At 59.8% G+C, this 19231-nt stretch carries 19 protein-coding genes; 14 read left to right on the top strand and 5 right to left on the bottom strand.

What is annotated here, in order from left to right:
• Both BV034_RS10915 and BV034_RS10920 read right to left on the bottom strand, forming a co-directional pair.
• On the bottom strand, nt 1–1965 hold the full coding sequence (locus tag BV034_RS10915; RefSeq protein WP_081887730.1) for a thioredoxin family protein: 1965 nt from the start codon (nt 1963–1965) through the stop codon (nt 1–3).
• Nucleotides 1966–2063: 98 nt separating this feature from the next.
• Nucleotides 2064–3128, bottom strand: coding sequence for a quinone-dependent dihydroorotate dehydrogenase (locus BV034_RS10920; RefSeq protein ID WP_081887731.1), 1065 nt, complete (start codon nt 3126–3128; stop codon nt 2064–2066).
• Nucleotides 3129–3371: 243 nt separating this feature from the next.
• On the opposite strand from BV034_RS10920, the gene BV034_RS10925 reads away from it, so the two are divergent.
• The 10 genes from BV034_RS10925 (at nt 3372) to BV034_RS10970 (ending at nt 11711) form a co-directional block, all read left to right on the top strand.
• Nucleotides 3372–4667: a histidine kinase gene (locus BV034_RS10925; RefSeq protein ID WP_050026931.1), complete on the top strand. Its 1296-nt coding sequence runs from the start codon at nt 3372–3374 to the stop codon at nt 4665–4667.
• 75 nt (nt 4668–4742) lie between these two features.
• A complete protein-coding gene (locus tag BV034_RS10930) occupies nt 4743–5705 on the top strand; it encodes an SRPBCC family protein (protein ID WP_050026933.1) in 963 nt (320 codons plus the stop codon).
• Nucleotides 5706–5727: 22 nt separating this feature from the next.
• Complete coding sequence (locus BV034_RS10935; RefSeq protein ID WP_050026934.1) at nt 5728–6264, top strand: hypothetical protein; 537 nt, start codon at nt 5728–5730, stop codon at nt 6262–6264.
• A 112-nt stretch (nt 6265–6376) separates the two neighbouring features.
• Nucleotides 6377–6766 carry a nuclear transport factor 2 family protein gene (locus BV034_RS10940; RefSeq protein WP_050026936.1) on the top strand — a complete coding sequence of 130 codons (390 nt, stop codon included), beginning with the start codon at nt 6377–6379 and terminating at the stop codon, nt 6764–6766.
• Nucleotides 6767–6823: 57 nt separating this feature from the next.
• Nucleotides 6824–7156 (top strand): hypothetical protein, encoded by a 333-nt coding sequence (locus tag BV034_RS10945; RefSeq protein WP_265592870.1) that lies wholly within the window; start codon nt 6824–6826, stop codon nt 7154–7156.
• Between the two features lie 40 nt (nt 7157–7196).
• Nucleotides 7197–7928, top strand: coding sequence for a GNAT family N-acetyltransferase (locus BV034_RS10950; RefSeq protein ID WP_081887733.1), 732 nt, complete (start codon nt 7197–7199; stop codon nt 7926–7928).
• An 80-nt stretch (nt 7929–8008) separates the two neighbouring features.
• Nucleotides 8009–8578: a Pr6Pr family membrane protein gene (locus tag BV034_RS10955; RefSeq protein WP_265592871.1), complete on the top strand. Its 570-nt coding sequence runs from the start codon at nt 8009–8011 to the stop codon at nt 8576–8578.
• Nucleotides 8579–8646: 68 nt separating this feature from the next.
• Nucleotides 8647–10464, top strand: a complete 1818-nt coding sequence (locus tag BV034_RS10960) for an exo-alpha-sialidase (RefSeq protein ID WP_081887734.1) — start codon at nt 8647–8649, stop codon at nt 10462–10464.
• Between the two features lie 181 nt (nt 10465–10645).
• The gene (locus tag BV034_RS10965) at nt 10646–11374 is read left to right on the top strand and encodes a hypothetical protein (protein WP_050026947.1); all 729 of its coding nucleotides are present in this window, start codon (nt 10646–10648) and stop codon (nt 11372–11374) included.
• A 34-nt stretch (nt 11375–11408) separates the two neighbouring features.
• Nucleotides 11409–11711 carry a zinc ribbon domain-containing protein gene (locus BV034_RS10970; protein ID WP_050026999.1) on the top strand — a complete coding sequence of 101 codons (303 nt, stop codon included), beginning with the start codon at nt 11409–11411 and terminating at the stop codon, nt 11709–11711.
• Nucleotides 11712–11717: 6 nt separating this feature from the next.
• On the opposite strand, the gene BV034_RS10975 is transcribed toward BV034_RS10970, so the two are convergent.
• Nucleotides 11718–12575 (bottom strand): AraC family transcriptional regulator, encoded by an 858-nt coding sequence (locus BV034_RS10975; RefSeq protein ID WP_050026948.1) that lies wholly within the window; start codon nt 12573–12575, stop codon nt 11718–11720.
• Between the two features lie 134 nt (nt 12576–12709).
• On the opposite strand from BV034_RS10975, the gene BV034_RS10980 reads away from it, so the two are divergent.
• Nucleotides 12710–14305: an HTTM domain-containing protein gene (locus BV034_RS10980; RefSeq protein WP_050026950.1), complete on the top strand. Its 1596-nt coding sequence runs from the start codon at nt 12710–12712 to the stop codon at nt 14303–14305.
• Here BV034_RS10980 and der read toward each other — a convergent pair.
• Both der and BV034_RS10990 read right to left on the bottom strand, forming a co-directional pair.
• Nucleotides 14250–15737: a ribosome biogenesis GTPase Der gene (gene der / locus BV034_RS10985; RefSeq protein WP_050026952.1), complete on the bottom strand. Its 1488-nt coding sequence runs from the start codon at nt 15735–15737 to the stop codon at nt 14250–14252. The two genes, BV034_RS10980 and der, sit on opposite strands and share 56 nt — an antisense overlap.
• A 1-nt stretch (nt 15738) precedes the next feature.
• Nucleotides 15739–16320 (bottom strand): CDP-alcohol phosphatidyltransferase family protein, encoded by a 582-nt coding sequence (locus tag BV034_RS10990; protein ID WP_050026953.1) that lies wholly within the window; start codon nt 16318–16320, stop codon nt 15739–15741.
• Between the two features lie 82 nt (nt 16321–16402).
• Here BV034_RS10990 and bcp point away from each other — a divergent pair, with 82 nt between their 5' ends.
• From bcp to BV034_RS11005, 3 genes are all read left to right on the top strand, one after another.
• Complete coding sequence (bcp, locus tag BV034_RS10995) at nt 16403–16885, top strand: thioredoxin-dependent thiol peroxidase (protein WP_050026955.1); 483 nt, start codon at nt 16403–16405, stop codon at nt 16883–16885.
• 265 nt (nt 16886–17150) lie between these two features.
• A complete protein-coding gene (locus BV034_RS11000) occupies nt 17151–18215 on the top strand; it encodes a substrate-binding domain-containing protein (protein ID WP_050026957.1) in 1065 nt (354 codons plus the stop codon).
• Nucleotides 18216–18299: 84 nt separating this feature from the next.
• Nucleotides 18300–19220 (top strand): dihydrodipicolinate synthase family protein, encoded by a 921-nt coding sequence (locus BV034_RS11005; RefSeq protein WP_050026959.1) that lies wholly within the window; start codon nt 18300–18302, stop codon nt 19218–19220.
• Nucleotides 19221–19231 lie beyond the last annotated feature (11 nt).

The raw sequence follows: 19231 nt of genomic DNA on the forward strand, positions 1-19231 counted from the left end.
TTACTTGGCCACGGCCACTGGCTGTTCGATCTTTGCCAGGGTCTCTTTCACATGGGCCACAGTGAGCAGCTCGCTCAGCACCACCGGTTCCTTCTTGCCAGGGACATAGAGCACGTTCACGGGAACGGCGGCTTTTCCCAGTTCCTGGAGGGCCTTGAAGATGACCTCATCCTGATTGGTCCAGTCAGCTTTGAGAGTCACCACTCCGAGACGATGAAACTCGCTGCGCAAGGCGTCATCGCGGTACACGAGTTTGTTTGTCTGGCAGGTCACGCACCAGCGGGCTGTGAAGTCGATGTACACTGGCTTTTTCTCGTCGCGGAGCTGGGCCACCAGTTCTGGGGACCATTCCTTCCAGCTGAGGGCTGGCACGGCATTTTCTTCCGCCTTTGAGTTCTTCTTGATGGGCTCGGGCCAGGCGAGGGCCGTGCCGAAAATGGTGAATGCCAGTGTCAGAATAGAGGCGGTGAGGCGTGTGCGGGAAGATTTGTAGGGAAGCTGCCAGCGTCCATAGATCCAGCACGCCACTCCCACCAGAACGAGTCCGAACATGGCCTTGAGCAGGCCGTACTCGTCCACCATGCCCGCCAGCGTCCAAAGAAGAAATGCGGCGGTCGCAAACATCAAGAAAGACATCGCCTGCTTGAAACTCTCCATCCAGGCACCCGGGCGGGGCAAGAGTGCCACGAGCTTGGGAAAGGCTGAGAGAAGCAAATAAGGGAAGGAGAGGCCGAGTCCGATGACGGTGAAGAACAGGAGCGAAGGGAGAGGAGGCAACACAAGCCCGTAAGCCAGGGCGGGAGCCAGAAAAGGGGCGGCACAAGGAGTGGCCACGATCGTGGCGAGCAGCCCTGAGAAGAAGGAGCCACCCAGGCCTGCCTTCTGCGTGAGGCCGCTGCCAACCGCTGTGGCGGAGGTGCCTACTTCAAACAGACCGGCCATATTCAGGCCAAAGGCGAAGAGGAAGAGGGTGAGCAGCAGGACGAATACGGGCGACTGTAGTTGGGCTCCCCAGCCAACATGGGTGCCTCCTGAGCGGAGAATTTGGATGGTTCCTGCGAGAATCCAGAAACAAATCAGCACCCCTAGGGTGTAAGCCAGCCCGTGCAGGACGACCCTGCGATGGTCTTCCCCAGACTGGTTCACCACCCCGAGAATCTTGATTCCCAGGACGGGGAACACGCAGGGCATGACGTTTAGGATCAATCCTCCTGCGAAAGCAAGTAGGAGCTTTCCTGCCAGTCCGCCTTCGGCTTGCGGCGGGGCGGTTGCCTTGCCTGCTTCCGGAGGAGCGGGCGGGACGGGGGCAGGCTCCGGAGGGGCGGTCTTCGCTGCCGGAGTCGCTTCGGGCTGCTTGGCTTCCACGACCGGGGGCGGGTTCGGTGCCGCTTTTTCCGGTCCGGCCGACGCAAAGATGGTGGTGTTCGCGGCATTCACGCCGGGCTCACTGCCGAGGGGAAGAGTGAGGGTGAATGGCAGCTTCACCGGCATGCAGGTTTGCGGATCGCAAACGAGCGCGTCCACCTGACCCTCCAGCTTCACTTCACTGCCCGCCGCCGCAGAGGCGGGAGGGGTGATCTGATAGGGGAGATAGACTGTTCCCTCGTAGGCATCCATCATGACGCCCCCTGTGGACTGAATCCGATGGGTGGCAGGCCAGGGAAGCTCTTCTGCCTTCCAGCCTTCCGGCAGCTTCCAAGTGACCCGGGTGGGCAGGCCGGGGGCGCCATCGGGAATGGTCTTCCCATAGACGTGCCAGGTGGGCGAATGCTCAAGTTTGACAGCCACCTTGAAGGGCTTGCCCGCACCAACGGTGCTCAGCTCAGAAACGAGATCACCAGTCACCGGTTTGTTTTCGAGACCGAACTGAGCTCGCACCCCGAGTGGAGCCAGGAAAAGAGCGAGCAGGGCCAGGAGGAGCAAGCTGTGCCGTCGGGATTGGGGCGGGAAGGCGGTCATAGACATAGGGGAGTAACGCCTGTCACCGCTGAAATGTTGTCAGCGGGGAGAGGTTCACACTAGTTGGAACGAAGATGGGAGGGCGCTCGTTGGAGCTTATTCCCTCAATTTTTGCCCGAGACGGTAAGTGCAGCGATATCGCGCACCAGAGCCGGACCCCGGTAGACGAGTCCGGTATACACTTGCACGAGGGCAGCTCCGGCATCCAATTTCGCCTGAGCCTGGGCTGCCGTCATGATGCCACCCACCCCGATGATGGGCATGGAGGTGGGAAGGGCAGCGCGCAGGGTGGCGATGACTTCGGTGGATCGGGTGGTGAGAGGCGCTCCGCTCAGCCCGCCTGCTTCATCCGCCAGGCGATGACCTGCGACGGCTTCCCGGGAGATGGTTGTGTTGGTGGCGATCACGCCATCCAGTTGCTGTTCTGTGAAGACACGTACCAGGCTGTCGATCTGGGCGGGCTCCAGATCGGGGGCAATCTTCACTAGCAGCGGCTTCTTGTCGCCGTGGCGGGCGGCGAGACGCTGTTGCTCTTCTTTCAAAGTTCCGACCAGCCGACGGATCGGTTCCTCGGCCTGCAGATCCCGCAAGCCTTTGGTGTTCGGGGAGGAAATATTGACCGCGATGTAGTCGGCCACGGGATAAGCCGCCCGCAGGCAGGTCACATAGTCGTCCACGGCCTTCTCGTTGGGAGTATCGAAGTTCTTTCCGATGTTCACGCCCACGATTCCGGTGCCCTGCCGCTTCTCGAGCCGGGCGACGGCGGCCTGGATGCCGGGATTGTTGAAGCCCATTCGATTGATGATGGCTTCCTTCTCAATAAGCCGGAAAAGGCGGGGGGTGGGGTTCCCAGGCTGCGGGCGGGGGGTGAGCGTGCCGACCTCGACAAAGCCGAAGCCAAGCGCACCCCAAGCGTCCACGGCGGCAGCCGACTTGTCCATACCCGCAGCCAGACCCACCACGTTTGGAAACTCCAGGCCGAGGACTTTGATGGGAGGTTGAGAGGGTGCGTCAGACTCAGCTCCTTCCAGCATCCCCAGCGCATGCCCCATTTTGAGCAGTTTCACCGTCCACTCATGGGCAGTTTCTGCGTCGAGCTGAAAGAGAAGGGGGCGAAGGAGTGGGTAGAGCCGGTGGATCAAGGACATAGGATGAATGTCGTATGCCATACCGCGCCGCGACAAAATCGCAAATAGGGCGATCTATCAGAGAATTTAATTGTTTGACTGAAAATAATTGCCAAGGGTTCTTCTTATCTGTAGCACGTAGCAACCAATACAGGTGCCCGGGGTTGGCGGAGAAGTGGTGTGGTGCCGTTTTGGCTTCTTTCTTTCGCCGCAACCTATTTCCCCGTCGTGTTCCAGTTTCTCCAGAGGATGCCCTTGTTTTGGAAGTTTCATTGCGCTGGTTGGATGTTGTTTTCTCTGAGCATGCTGCCTGTGCGGGTGGTGATCGCCAAGCCGGCAGGGGGAGAGTGGGAGAGCCTCGTGCCGGATATGATCTTCTTTCTGGGTCGTGACTTGCTGGGGTTTTTGCTCTGCCTTGGCTTGCGGTGGGTTTACCGCCGTCCGTTTGCCCAGAAGGCAAAGCCGGTGCAGTTGGCACCCTTGCTTGTGGGGCTGGCGGCGGCAACCGCCGCCGTGGATGGCTATGGTGCGGAATGGTTGTTCAGGATGTTGGGAATGGGACGGGGCAACGTGAGCGCGCCTATTTTCGTGGCGGCATCTTTTTGGCTGCATTTCATCATTTTTTTCTTCTGGGGCCTCATGTTCTTCATGCTGCGCGCCTTTATTCGCGCGAAGAGGAATGAGAAGCGGCTCGCACTTGCGGCGGCCCGGCAGAGGGAGTCGGAGCTCCTCATGCTGCGTGCGCACCTGGAGCCTCATTTCATTTTCAATGCTCTGAATGCCATCACCATCCTGTCTCACGGCAATACCAAGGTGATTCCTGTCGTCAGAGGGTTGTCTGACTACCTGCGATTCTGCCTGGCCAACCGGGACAAGCCGTTGGTCCCGCTGGGGGAGGAGTTGGATGCGATTGGCGAGTACCTGAAGGTGGAGCGGGCCCGCTTTGGCGATGACCTGATTGTGAGGATGGATGTGGACGAGGCCTCCAGCCGGCACATCCCCGTGCCAGGTGTTTTCATGATGCCACTGGTGGAGAACGCAATCAAACATCGAGCCCCTGGCAATCACCCTCTCTACCTCTGGATCCAGGTGGACCACCGGAAGCAGGCGGGGGACGACGCCGTGCTGGAAGATTTGCGGATGCGCCCTGTGCACGGCGAGCGGCACGAGCAGGAAGCCGCCCCAGACTTACAGGAGGTGGCAGAGATGATCTTCGACAGCGAAGTGCCGGATTTTCTGGCGATGGAACGTGAGTTGATGATCCGTGTGACGAGCAATAGCGTCTGGAAGCCAACGGTGGAACGTGTGGATGTAAGTCCTGCCAGTGGCGTGGGGCTGAGCAACCTTCAGCGACGCCTGGAACTGCTCTATCCGGGGGAAGGGCGTACCGAATTCTCAATTGGACCATCGGAAGGCTATGTGGTGGCCCAGATTCGTATCCGTGCTCCCCTCCACGCCTTCAAGAACCGGGCGGGCGCTTCTCGTCCCACGCTGCCCGAGGTGCCCGGCCCGGGAGTGAAACCGCGTCGGAAGGCCGATACCTTCGCCGGGATCATCGGCACGCAGACTCCGCAGTCGTGACGCACTGCGCAGGGCTTTTTTCCATGGCATAAGTTGGAGCCTGTGGTTCCGGATGGGAGGGTTGGAACTCCATCTATGACCACAGTCCTTCGCAATCCTTGGTTCGCCATTCTGGTGCCTGCGCTCGTGGGTTTTGGAGCCGCGGTGTATGGGATCCGTGCTTTCGAGCGCTATGACCTCGTCCTTTTCATCGGGGTGCCGATCTTGGTTTCATTTCTGTCGGCATTCTGCACCTCGTATCGCCGGGAGGTTGCTTACGGCAGGGCCTACGGGAGAGCCGTTGCTTCGCAGCTGGTATTGGGGCTGATGATCCTGCTGGTGGCGATGGACGGACTGATCTGCTTGTTGATGGCACTGCCCCTCGCCATGTTGACCAGTCTCATCGGCGCGCTGGTTGGCATTGCTGCGGGGGCATCCTTTTCGAAAGGGGCTGGAACTCTCGTACCGTTGCTCGCGGTGGTCATGTTTCCGGGTTTGGTGGCCTTTGAGGGCCGCACACCCTTTTCCCCACCGCTGCGTCAGGTGGTTACCTCGGTGGAGATTGATGCGCCGATTGCGCGCGTCTGGGATGTCGTCGTCGCTTTCCCGCGAATCACCGCCGAGCCAGCATGGATTTTCAAGGCGGGCATCGCCTGTCCGATTGAGGCCAGGATCGAAGGCGTTGGTAAGGGGGCCATCCGCTATTGCACCTTTTCGACAGGGGATTTCGTGGAGCCTATCACCCAGTGGGATGCTCCTCATCTGCTGGCCTTTGACGTCACTTCGAGTCCGGCCCCCACGGAAGAGTTCTCACCCTATGAGCATGTGGACGCCGCCCATCTGCACGGCCATTTGAGATCTGAACGCGGACAGTTCCGGCTCATCGAGAAAGATGGGAAAGTGATCCTGGAAGGCACCACCTGGTATCGTCACGAGATGGCACCGCAGTGGTATTGGGGACGAGTGTCGGAAACGATCATTCATGAGATTCATCAGCGGGTGCTGGATCACATCAAGGAGGTGGCAGAGGAGGCTGGCAGCAACGTGGGTCCCAATTGAACTCACGATCACGATTCCTCGCATGCACCGCTATCTCACGCTTCTACTTCACCACCTTGGGTTTTGCGACCATCCTGAGCCTTGGATGGGACCGGTGGGGGACTGCTTCATCTCGGACAAAGAGCTCACCTGTGCTTACCTCGCAGATCGAGGACCTTTTTCCCCAAGGGCAATCGAGATGGTCAGCGAAATGCTTGGGTTCACGATGGTTGCCACGATCAAGGGGCGCCGATTCTTGATTGCGAAAAGCTATGTCGAGGAAATTTTACAGCACAGGGTTGTTCGTCGCGGAAAGGACTATGCCATTGGGGAGACCTATTCGGCAGTCTACGAGCGCATGTTGAGATCGCGGGTCGTGCGTGACTTTGATGGGACGGGGTATTGGGTCTGCCAAGATGATCCTGTTGGCGGTTTTCGAGAGCACTTCAAGCCTATGACGGCCGCAGAGTTTCATGAGGAGACTTCTCACCTGCCGTTTGATGAAGCGGGTTTTCCGGTGGTGACACCGCCGGATGAAGAGACCTTGAGAATTGCCCGCAGCCTTCGCAAGCCGGGTTGATTTTCGACCGATGGTGTCAGATTGATTTGAGCGACTACGAAGGCCCGGTGGACGTATGAATAAAAAATGAGCTGACGCACCAGATGAGAACTGGAAAACGTATCTCGTTGGCGTGAAAACCAACCTTCAGATTGTGCACGACCTGTACAAGGCGTTCCGCGAAAAAGACTACGATGCCTTTATCGTTCTCTGTGCGCCGGACCTGGAGTGGGTCCAGAACGAGGGCTTTCCGCGGGGGGCCACATGGCATGGACCACAGGCGGTGGTGGATGGCGTGTTCCGGACGTTTGACGACACCTGGGAGGACTGGAAGTACGAGGTCGAACGGTACCTTGATGCCGGCAACTCGATCGTCGTGGTCGGGCGCTATCGAGGGAGGCACCGTCTGACGGGCAAGACGTTCAATTCACCGGCCGCCCATATTTACGATCTCATCGGAGGCCGGGTGCAGCGCTTTCGCCAGTTCACCGACACCAAGGTGATCTGGGATGCGATGGAGTAGCGGTGAGGCGGACTGTGGTTGCCTGCAGAGAAGTTTTGGATAGCATGAGTCAATTCTTTGATCACCATGTTTAGAGATTTACCGGAATCGGACTGGAAGAAGTTCAGGCTCATCCATCAGGCCGCTCTCCAGCGCTTTTCTCAAGGCAGACTGGATGCCTTGCAGAAGCTTGCCGTGGCTGAAGGAAAGAATCCGCAGGAGCGCCTGATTGATGTCTTTGAGTTTGCACGACAAACCCAAAGAGAGATGGCGCGGATCTTTGACAACCCCAAGAGATCCACTGCGTTGATGTTGCTTGCTCAGATGCACGCCGAGCAACTCGTCGAAGCGGAGGAATGGAATGGCCTCTCCGAAGAAACCCGCGAGATGGTCGAGGTGATCGTCAGATGACCCTGTCGTGTTGTCGTGGCCTTGCCGCTGCATTCATTGCATGACTCAGCCCCTTCACGCTTTTCATTGCCGCTGCCGTGCGCCTTACGAGGTGGAGCAGCATTTTGTGGGACGGCTCATCAAGTGCGGTTGGTGTGGCGTCTTTGTGGTTGTGCCACGCCGGGCTGGAGAGCCAGTGCATGTGCCGACATTTGCTCGCACGACCGACCGGCTGGAGATTGATCTGGCGGTGCGTCGCGACTGGCGTCAGGTGCACGAGATCGACCGAGATCCGGAAAACTATGGGTTCGAGATCTCCAGTCCCAACACTCCCCGCGAAACCCGTCGCAGGATCCGGGCAGGACGGTTTCCCTCCGGGTTCAAGAAGTCCGGGAGGTTGGTTTTCAAAGTGGTATTGAAGGAGACCGGAAAGGTGATTGGACTCGTGCCGGTGGGATACGTGCTGCCCTACTACAGTGTCAATCTGGGAGTGGTGATTCATCATCCCCATGCAGGAAAGGGATATGGACGGGAGGCCGTTGCGGCAGTCACGGCGATTCTGTTTGAGGAACTGGGCGTCTTCAAGATCAATGCCATGTGTGACAGCCTCAACCTTCGGTGCGTGAACTTGCTGGAATCCGTGGGATTTGAGCGGGAAGGTGAGGCCCGTTCCTGGTTTCTGCATCCGACCCGCGGGTGGATCAACTCGCCTTATTTTGCGATGTTCAATCCCGCTGACGCCGCCATTCGGGCGGGACGGCTCGCTGTGCCGGGTGAAGGAGGAATACCGTGACGCAATCACCACGAAATGCTCCTTTGACGTTGCGATGGGCCCGTCTGGGGTTCTCCTTGCTGGCTCTTTCTGCGATCGCGGTGCAGTTCTATGAAAGTTACAGAGTCCGCCAATTCCCGGCGGTCAATTTTTTCAGCTTTTTCACGATTCAGAGCAACCTCTTTGCCGCAGCTGTCTTGTTGCGAGGGGGAAGCTCAGGCAGAGCCGGTCATGGCTTGAATACATGGAATATGATTCGAGGGGCGGCGGTGCTCTATATGAGCATCACGGGGGTGGTCTATGGCCTTTTGCTTGCGGGCTACCAGGAGGCTTTGCAGACCACCATTCCCTGGGTGGACACGGTGCTGCATCGCCTGATGCCTCTGGTGATGGTGGTGGACTGGTTGATGGATCCACCGCGCAGCAAAGACATGACCTTCATTCACTGCGCCACCCGCTGGGCCGTGTACCCGCTGGCCTACGCAGGTTGGTCGCTGCTCCGTGGCACGTGGGCAAGCTGGTACCCGTATCCATTCCTCAACCCCCAGGTGGTTGGGGGGTATCCCATTGTGGCGCTTTACTGCCTGGGAATCGCGGCTGGTTCTCTGGCCTTTGTGGGAATGGTTGCCTGGCTGGGACGTCGCTGTCATCTGGAGGTGGAAGGGGGTTAGGAGTCTGGTCAAGGATTGTGACCAGGACATTCCTGCAAGTCACCCCGGTGGTGGCCGTAGATGGACGCATGAGCGCTTTACGATTTCATTGGTGGCTGCGACTTGGGCTGGGGTTCGTGATGGTGGGGGCAGCTCTTCGTCTGACGGGCCAGGAGCAGGGGGCTCCTGTCACCATTGTGGCCTTTGGAGATTCCACCACCGCGCCACGTGGGGCGGTCACGGTCTATCCTCTCCTTTTGCAGGAGGAACTGCGGCAGGTGCGGGTGATCAATGCGGGTGTGCCTGGTAACACGACCACGATGGCGAGGCAGAGGTTTGAGAGCGATGTGCTGGCCAAGAATCCTGAGATCGTGATCCTTCAGTTCGGAATCAATGATTCAGCCGTAGATGTCTGGAAAAAACCGGCAGCGACGGGGCCCCGGGTGACTCTCGATACGTATGAGGCGAACCTGAGATACTTTGTGCAGACCCTCAAGGCCCGAAAGACTGAGGCGGTATTGATGACGCCCAACCCTCTGCGCTGGACGGCCAAGCTCAAGGAAATGTACGGACGCGAGCCCTACCTGCCGGAACAACCGGATGGCTTTAATGTCACACTGAATCCTTACGCTGAGAAGGTGCGGCTCATCGCGGCTGAAGAGAAGGTGGGGCTGGTGGATGTGCCGCCTGCCATGGTCGCACGAGCGGCGGAGATGAAAGGGAGTGTGGATCAACTGCTCGCGGACGGGATGCACCCCAACGATGAGGGACATCGTGTGGTGGGCAACCAGCTCAAGGCTGCTCTCCTGAAGATGGCGAAGGAAAGAAAGCTGCCGATCACGGCAGCCCCCGCCTGGCAGTCGAGTGGGGCCACGGCAATCATCCATCCTGCGGCCAGGGACATCACTCTCGATTCTCCGCATGACACCGTTTTGGGGAGTGGGCTGGCGCTGTTGAAGGATCGAACCACGATGATGGCGGTGTATTCCACCCCCTCCAGCTACTACAGCAAGCCTGGCACGGTGTGGATTGCCGCACGACGCACGCTTGATGGTGGCAAGAGGTGGGAGGTGGAGCAGGTGGTGGCCCGTCATCCGGATTGTCAGCCCTCTCATCCCTCCGTGCTGGTTTCCAAGGATGGCACGATCCATGTCTTCTATCTCGGATTCAAAAAGTGGGCGTGGCATGGAGTCAATCCCACCTCGGACACTTCCAGCGATATCTGGACGACGCGAAGCCAGGACCAGGGTGCCACATGGTCGGTGCCGCAGAGAATCTTCAACGGTTATAGCGGAGCCACCAATGGGGCTGTTGAAACGGCGGATGGGAAACTGGTGGTGCCGTTTTCCCACTACGTGAACAATCCGGGACGGCTGGTCAGCCGCGTGGCCATCTCCGCGGACGGCGGAAAGACTTGGGATCTGGGCGCGCCATTGGACATTGGTGGAGCAGGAGATCACGAAGGTGCCTTGGAACCGGCGGTGCTGCCGTTGAAGGACGGGCGGATTTGGATGCTGATTCGCACCACCCGCAAAGTCTTCTGGGAATCGCATTCTTCAGATGGCGGGCTCAACTGGACGGTGCCTGTGCCTACGACAATCGATGCCTCCTCCGCACCGGCCAGCCTGACCCGGTTGAGAGACGGGCGAGTGGCGTTGGTCTGGAATCAGCGATCCAAGGCGAGAAGGGAGCTCCAGTTGGCGATCTCCGCCGATGATGGGAAAAACTGGTCTCCCTCAGTCCCGTTGGTGAGGGGAAAGAGTGTGACTTATCCCTATGTCATTGAAGGTCCCTCCGAGGGGGACCTGTGGATTGGCTATCACGATGTGCCGAATGGGTGGAACACACCGAGGGCGCGGCAGATGAGAGTGGATGTGAGCATGTTGGAGATGGTGAAGCGGGAGTGAAGGATGATGGAATGCATCTCGGAGAGGTTTAGCCAGGCTCTGCCAGATCGAAAAAGCACCAGACCTTCGCGGAAGAGACTTTCCGCGGAGTTGCAGGATCGATGCAATTTTGCCGAACTGGTTGCAAAATTAATGGCTGGTCCGACTGTCACGGCCCGCCCGGAATGGACATGCATTCACCATGAACCCCGCCAGTCAGCAGCTTTTTCAAGATGCTTTGAGTCATGTGAAGCCTCAGGACATCCTTGAATTCTGCCCGGAGGAGCAAGGTGGGACGGGATACATCCATGAGTTCACGGCGATTTATCATGCCCGCGAGGTGCCGGAGGTCTATAGCTTCAACATCACGGAAACCATTGGGCTGACCCAGTGGGGTGAGGCGGATCAGGAGGCCAGCCCGGATCGGTTCCGCCGTTTTCGCATTTTTGCCAATGCGGTGGGGGCGGCGATGTGCTCAGGCAACAAGGGGCCGGATGACAACCTCCCTCCGAACTATCTGGCCATCAGCCTGCTCGATGATGCATGGGAATTGGGCGACGAGGCATTGCTTGGGCTGCTGGGGAAGGTGTATGAGGAAATGCACACCCGTGTGGTGACGGCCCGCTGGTGTGCGGACGATGCCCCTTTCCTCCTGCTGGGTCAGCTGCTTCTGGCCCTCCACGGCAACTATGACGTGGATCCCAACCAACTGGCGGGGCCGCTGATGGAGTCCGAGCGACTCCGGGCGAGACGCAAGGGGCGCGAGGTTTTCTTGTGGGGCTGCACGGTCTTCAACCAGATGCATATGCGCTGGCAAGACCGTCTGGCGCAAGCTTTTGCCGGGTATGCAGGGCGAGTCGAGGAACCTCTGGCCAAACTGCAACGCGGACTGGCCGGGAAAGAGGATCCTCGCCTGCTCGTGACGGGTTGAATCCACCGAACGTTATGGCACGTTGGCAGTGTCAGTGAAGAAGCGATATCACAACAGCCGTCCGCGCACGCCTGAGGTGTGCCCCGTGTGCGGGGAAGACGTGCCTCCAGGGGCACCTGCCTGCCGGGGGTGCGGGGCGGATCATCGCACGGGCTGGAATCTGGCCGCGAGCGACTACGACGGTCTGGATCTGCCCAGCGACGAATTTGACTACGACGAGTTCATGCACCGCGAGTTTGGTCAGCGCTCCAAGTCAGTGTTTGGAGGGCTGAAACCCCTGTGGTGGCTCACCGCCGTCATCCTGCTCATCGCGATGGGCATTGCCCTTTTCCGATGAGGGAGCTTACGAGGTCTCGTGGGCCCGGCCCCGCTCTTGTACCCGGTAGTCCGTCGGGGGGAGGCCGGTGAGTTTCTTGAAGTCCTTGCTGAAGAAGTAAGGGTCCCGATAGCCGCACTGCCGGGCAATTTCCTTGATGGGCTCGTCGGTATCGATGAGGCGGTGTTTGGCCTGGTTCATCCTTTCGCGTCTCAGCCAGTCGATGGGGCTGGTGCCCATGGTGCGCTTGAAGGTGCGGATGAAGTGGCTCACGCTCATGCCTGCCAGGTGAGCAAGGTCCGAGAGGCGCAGGGCGTCGGCATAATGCTGGCGCATGCGAATGAGCGGGCGCTCCAGGGTGCTGGGAACGGGCTCCGCGTCCTGGCCGCCGTCTTTGAAGCGGTTCTCGTACAGAAGCGAGAGCAGGCGGGCGACGGCCACGTGCATGGAGGCCGGGGCATTGGGGCTGGGGGACTCCAGGATGTTGAACGCATCCATGAAGCAGGCCTTCGTTGCAGCATCGTCCAGCAGGGGGAAGACGGGAGTTTCCCGAATCCGGAGCAGGGAGGCCAATGCATCCAGCCCGGGTCCCTCAATACGGACCCAGTACAGTTCCCAAGGGTGGAGGGGGTCGGCCTGGTACTGGTGGGGATGCCAGCAGGAGACCCAGTAGAGTCCTCGTGCCTTGACCCGGTGAACACGCCCTGCCACGCGCACCGTGCCCGAACCGCGCAGGCAGTACACCAACTCGTGTCCCGCCAGGGTTTCCCGCTCGATGTGGTGCGTTTTGTCGGCGGTCAGGTGCCCGGCCCGAACGGTGGTGTAGAGCGACGCACGCACGGCATCCCGCTCCGTGTGGAAATAACTGCGTACAAACCGGGTCATTGTTGGGAGTGGCTATGAGGCTAGTCGAAATACGGGTGCGGGATCAAGAAACGTTCGACGGGGTTTTGAAGAACGCGCAATCAAGCACGGGAATTGCCAGTGGAGTTTCCATAAGGCATGTAGAATATTAGCGGATGCAGAATTCCTCCGCCCGCATTTCTGACCCGGTTGAGACCGGCGGGCGGGCTCGTGGATGGTGGAGGGGGCTGGCATTCCTCCGGAAGATTGTCAGAGAGTTGGGGGAGGCTTTTGCTCTGGATCTGAGATCCCTGGCTCTATTCCGCATGGGTCTGGGGCTGCTGATTCTGGTGGATGTGGGGATTGCGATCACCAACGTGGAGGCGTTTTATTCTGACGCGGGCGTGCTGACCCGGCAGGTGCTGAAAGATCGCCTGTGGGAGAATCCGGCCCAGTGGTCGCTGCATGCCTTGCATGGCGGTGTGGGCTTTGAGAAGTTGCTCCTGACGGCGCAGTTGCTTGCCGGGGTGGGCCTGGTGGTGGGCTGGCGCACCCGCTGGATGAATTTTCTCTGCTGGGTGCTGGCCTGCTCATTGGAGACTCGGAATCCCCTGGTGAGCAATGGAGCGGATGCGGTGATGCGGCTTCTGTTGTTCTGGAGTTTGTTCCTGCCGTTGGGAGCCTGGTGGTCCTGTGATGCGAAAAGGCGTTCTCGGCAGGGAGAGGAGTCTCTACCGGTGCGATGGGTCTCGTTCCCGGCGGTGTGCTGGGTGATGCAGGTGGGGTTTATTTATGTGTTCTCGGCAGTGATGAAGGATCGCGGGGCCTGGTTCGTGGAAGGTACAGCTCTGCAAACCGCCCTGCATCTGGACTTGTTTGCCCTGCCGGTGGGAGTGTGGCTCCGGGAGCACGCGGAACTTTGCCGATGGCTGACTCGGGGCACGGTCTCGCTGGAACTGGTGGGGCCGTTTCTCCTGCTCCTGACGGGGCGGTCGCCAGCTCTGCGCGGAATTCTCTGCATCGCTTTCATCGTGCTTCACCTGGGCATCGGGTTGTGCATGAACATTGGGGCCTTCCCCTGGATGATGATCGCGGCCTGGCTGGCGCTGCTACCCGGCTCCTGGTGGGATCGCCTCAGAACAGGCGGGAAGAGCAACTCCTACCTGCTGTTGTCGCCAGCCATGCGGACCCCTCCCGTGACGGTGGTTTTTACCTCCGTTTGCCTGGGGTATGTGTTCCTCTGGAACCTGCGAGGAACGGACTTCCCGCGTTGGGAGAAGTTCTTTCCGCGATCCCTGAACGGAATGGCTTTCGCGCTCAGACTGGATCAGCACTGGAGCATGTTTGCGCCTTTCCCGACCCGGGAGGATGGTTGGTTTGTCCTGCGGGCGGGCCTGTCGGACGGTTCCGAGGTGGACCTGTTGCGGAATGGCGAAGTGACAGACTGGAGCAAGCCATCCCGGCTAAGCTCCACCTTCAAGGACGCCCGCTGGCAGAAGTACCTGATGAATCTGTGGCTCCAGCGGTATCACGAGTTCCGCCCAGCCTATGGGGACTGGCGGGTGCGGCACTGGAATGAGGAGCATGGCGGACTAAGCCAGGTGGTGGCCTGGCAGTTCTACTTCATCCATGAACCCACGCTGGAGGGGGGCAAGACGGGGCCGTTGCAGCGGGTGCTGCTGGCCCAGTGTGAGCATGTGCCTGCTGGCGGGTCGGTCAGCGTCCCTTCTTCTTTTTCGACTTCAGGTCAGCCTTCTTCTCTTTCCCCCTGATGGTCCACTGGAAGGGGAGGCCTTCTGCGGGCCAAGCCTCGCGGATGGTGCTCTCCAAGTGGCGCAGGTAGCTTTCCTGAAGCTTGTCCGCACGGTTGGCGAAGAGCACGATGTTCGGCACCGGAATGGCGGAGGGCTCGTCTTCCTTCCTAAAGGTGGCGTAGAGGAGATTGAAGGAGCTGCCGGAGCGGCCGACCGCGGCAGGGGAACTGGCGATGGCTTTCTGCAGCATGCGGTTGAGCACGCCGGTGCCTGGAGGGTTCTTGGCACCGTGGTGCACGCGTTCAATGGCCTTGAAGACCTTGTCGAGGAACTGCTTCTCCTTGGCTGAAACCGGGATCATGGGAGCGTGGCGCAGGAAGAAAAATTCGCGCCCTGCGTTCTCCAGCAACTCCTCCGTACGATCCTTCATTTTCCCGGTGGGATGGTAGAGGTCGAATTTGTTGAGGAGGATGATGCAGGGCTTTTGGTACTCGACGATGAGGCTCGCGATCTTGCGATCCTGCATGCTGATGCCTTCTGCGCAATCCACCATGAGGAGACAAAGATCCGCCCGGCGGATGGACTTCGTGGCCTGCATGGCGCTGAAGGATTCCACCGCATCCTGGATCTTCGCTTTGCGGCGCAATCCGGCGGTGTCCACCAGGGTGTAGGTGTTTCCTGCGACCGTGCACGGAATGTCGATGGCGTCGCGGGTGGTTCCAGCGATTTCGCTGACGATGGTGCGCTGCTCGCCCAAGATGGCATTGACCAGGGAGGACTTGCCGGCATTCGGCTTGCCCACGATGGCGATGCGGAGCGGCTTCTGCGGGCGGGCGGGCGCGGCCTCGTCTTCGTCTCCTTCCGTTGCTTCCTCGTCTGAAGCCTCCGCGTTGGCCTTCTTGGTTTTGTTTCGGGACGGGTACTTGGCAGGTTTGACGCGTTCTGTGCTGCCATCTGCTGCCTGAAGGCCCAACTTGGTGATCGTAAGCGCCATGAGCTCGTCGATGCGCAGACCATGAGCGGCGCTGACGTCCACGAGGAGATTGAAGCCCAGCTTGGCAAACTCCGCGCCATGGGCGCGGCGCTTGTCAGAATCCGCCTTGTTGACCACCAGGATGATGGGTTTGGGGCTCTTGCGAAGAGTACGGGACAGTTCCAGATCGATGGGCGTCACGCCCTCCACACCGTCCACGACGAAGAGGATGAGATCCGCTTCCTCCATGGCGAGGTTGGCCTCCGCCTGCACCTGGGCGGCGAACTCGTCCTCAATGGTGGCTCCGATGCCCCCCGTATCCATGATGTCAAAGGGCACCACGCCTCTGCGGCAGGTAGCGACCAGACGGTCACGGGTGACGCCTGGGCGATCATGCACGATGGCGATGTTTTTGCCAGCGAGGCGGTTGAACAGGGCGGACTTCCCCACATTGGGGCGGCCGACGATAGCGACCATTTTAGGATTCTGGATTTCCATGACCGGATGCTTGAATTTGACGGACCGCCACAGCCAGATAGACCATGCCGGAACTGAAGATGAAGACGCCGGCGACGATGGAAGCAGGCAGCACGAGGGGGGTGAGATTGAGCATGGCCACGCTGACGGCGACGATTTCGCCGACTGTTGCGGACTTGCCCGTCCAATGAGGCTGGATATGGACAGAGCCAGCCACATGTTTGATGACAAAGGCACCCGCGATGCTGAACACCTCGCGAGTGAGATAGAGAATGACAAACCAGAGCGGCAGCTTCGCCGGCCAAGCCGTGACGCTGAGCGTGATGATGGCGGACATAAGCAGGAGCTTGTCCGCCAGGGGATCAAGGATGACGCCCAGTTTGCTCCGCTGGTTGAAGCGCCGGGCCACCCAGCCGTCGATGCCATCGCTCAAAGCGGCTGCGGCAAACACGGCCATGGCCCAATAGCGGAGAGACTCATTGGGGTGCCCCGTTTTCACGCTGTCCGAATAGTACACCGCAAACCCCACAAACACGGGGATGAGGAGAATTCGGGCCAGGGTGATTTGATTGGCGACAGTCACAGGGGATCGCTTCCTTAACCCCGGTAACCTTGGGTTGCAAATCTTTACGGCACGGGTGGCCGGGAGGATGTAGGAAGTGGGCATGAGCAAACCTCTCCCAGGCACCCCTGCACCCGACTTCACCGCTCCCATCGTAGGCGGCGGCCATGCCTCTGGCGATGAGGTGACGCTCAGCCAGTTGAGGAACAAGCCTGTGGTGCTGTACTTTTACCCCAAGGACAACACTCCGGGATGCACCACGCAGGCGTGTGATGTGCGGGATTCGTGGGCACGTCTCAAGAAGCTGGCGCATGTGCTGGGTGTGAGCGTGGACAGCATCAAGTCCCATGAGAAGTTCATCAAAAAGCACGAGTTGCCGTTTCCCATCATCAGCGACGAGCAGCACAAGATCGTGAACGCCTATGGCGTGTGGGTGGAGAAGAGTCTCTATGGCAGGAAGTACATGGGCACGGAAAGAAGCACGTTTGTGATTGGCAAGGATGGTCTGATCAAGGCGGTGCTGGAAAAAGTGAAGCCAGCCGGTCATGTGGATCAGGTGATGGCGGCGTTGCAGGGATTGGACTGAGAACCTGTTTGGATAAAAACACCTGGGTGTGGCAGGTTGCTTCAAGGGAACGAGATAGGTGCGGCTTCGCCGGAATGAAGGCCTGCCCCTGCAGGTTGCGGCCCTTTTGAGCCTGGACGGCGTTGCTCATCGGTTGTGAATCTCGATTCACGCCCTCTTCGCGCCTTGTCCAGACTCAAAATGCCTCGCAACACCCCCAGCGTTTTTATCCAAACAGGTTCTAACCTATTGAGTTTGGGGGCTGAAGTTTTAGCTTGTCGCCTACATGCACCGTCTTCCTCGCCGATCCTCCCTGGTCACGCAGACCGTTGATGTGTTGCGGGAGGCCATCCTGGCAGGGGAGTGGGTGGGGGTGCTGCCTGGGGAACATGAGCTGGCCCAACGGCTGCAGGTGAGCCGGGTGACGCTAAGGGCCGCGTTGACGGAACTGGAGCAGGATCATTGGCTGAAAGGTGGGCAGGGGCGCCGCCGGGAGATCGTTGCCTCCGCAGGAAGGGAGGCAGGTCCGCCGATGAGCCAACGGGCGGTCGTGATGGTGTCTGCTGTGCCTGCTCACCAACTCCCGGCGGCCGCCGTGCTGTGGATGGACAAGCTGCGTGAGCATCTGGCAGATGGGGGCTGGCTGCTGGAGTTTCAAGAATGTGCCGCAGCCTACCGTCGGCAGCCTGGAGCGGCGTTGGAAGCCCTTCGAGCCCGGCTCCGCCCGGCCGCCTGGGTGCTGTATCGATCCACCATGGAGATGCAGCGTTGGTATGCGGAGCGTCGTCTTCCGGCAGTGGTGGCGGGATCCCTGCATCCAGAGATTAAACTGGCGTCTGTGGATGTGGATTTTACCGCCTGCTGCCGGCATGCCGCGGGGCGTCTGTTGGCTGCAGGGCATCAGCGTCTGGCGATTGTCCGGCCAGATACCAAAATTGCCGGGGATCTGGAAAGCGTGGTGGGTTTCGAGCAGGGGGCGGGAGGTCCGGTGATCACGGTGCTGCATCAGGGCACCGTGGAGAGTGTGGTGACGGGGTTGGAGAGAGTCTTCAGCGCACGAAACCGGCCCACCGGGCTGTTTGTTTTTCACGTGCCCCATCTGCTGACCGTGCTGGGCTGGCTGCAACAGCGCGGCCTTGGCGTGCCCCAGGAGATTGCCGTGGTCTGCCGGGATCATGATCCACTGCTGGAGCACATGATCCCGGTGCCAGCCTGCTATGCGCCCAATGTGGATCTGTTCGCCCGCAAGCTCTCCCGGTTGGTGACGGACCGCCTGGATGGGGAGGCGTCGGCTCCAAGAACGGTGCGGATCATGCCCACTTTTGTAAAAGGCGGCACCCTGCGAAAATAGGCGACCTGTCTGGGGAAAAGACAAGTGGTTCCCGCTGGGAGCGGGTCACGAGTGTTTTATGTTTCAGACTCAAATCGCACCCAAATGACACCGTCGCATCCTCTTCATGGCCTGGTGGTAGCCAGCCACACCCCGTTTCACCCGGATGGCAGCCTGAACCGGGGAGCCGTGGAGCAGCAGGCGGCCCACTATCTCCGCACTGGCGTGGGCACGGTGTTTCTCGGTGGCACGACGGGGGAAAACAGCTCCCTGACCTTGGATGAGCGGCGGGCTCTGGCCCAGCGCTGGAGCGAAGTCGCGAAGGGCACGCCGCTCAAGCTGGTAGTACACGTGGGAACCAACTGCATCGCTGATGCCCGTGAACTGGCTGCTCAGGCGGAGACGCTGGGGGCGGTGGCGATATCTGCGCTCGCTCCCTGCTACTTCAAGCCGCGCTCTCTGGAGGTGTTGATCGCCTGCTGCGCAGAGATTGCCGCTGCGGCACCAGCGACCCCGTTTTATTACTACGATATCCCTTCGATGACCGGGGTGTCGTTCCCGATGGCGGAGTTTCTCAATCAGGCGCCTGAGCGCATTCCGACGCTGGCGGGCTTGAAGTTCACCAATCCGGATCTCATGGCCTACCAGTCCTGTCTTCGGGCAGGGGAGGGGACGTGGGATCTGCCTTTTGGCGTGGATGAGCACATGCTTGGTGCTCTGGCGATGGGAGCCAAGGGAGCGGTGGGAAGTGGGTTCAACTTTGCTGCGCCGATCTATCTCCGGATGATCAGTGCCTTTCAGGCAGGGGATTGGGAAGCGGCTCGTCTTGAGCAGTTTCGCGGTGTGCAATTGATTCAGCTCTTCGCTGGCCTGGGGTACATGGCCGCAGCGAAAGCCGCGATGGGCTTTCTCGGTGTCGATGTGGGTCCTGCCCGGCTCCCGAACGCGAATCTGGGGGCTGCCCAACAACAGACGTTGAGGACAGAGCTGGAGAAGCTCGGCTTTTTTGACTGGGTGCGAGTCTGATAGAGGGGCCG

Origin of the sequence: Verrucomicrobium sp. BvORR034, assembly GCF_000739635.1 — a bacterium.
In the GTDB taxonomy this organism is placed as follows: Bacteria; Verrucomicrobiota; Verrucomicrobiia; order Verrucomicrobiales; family Verrucomicrobiaceae; genus Verrucomicrobium.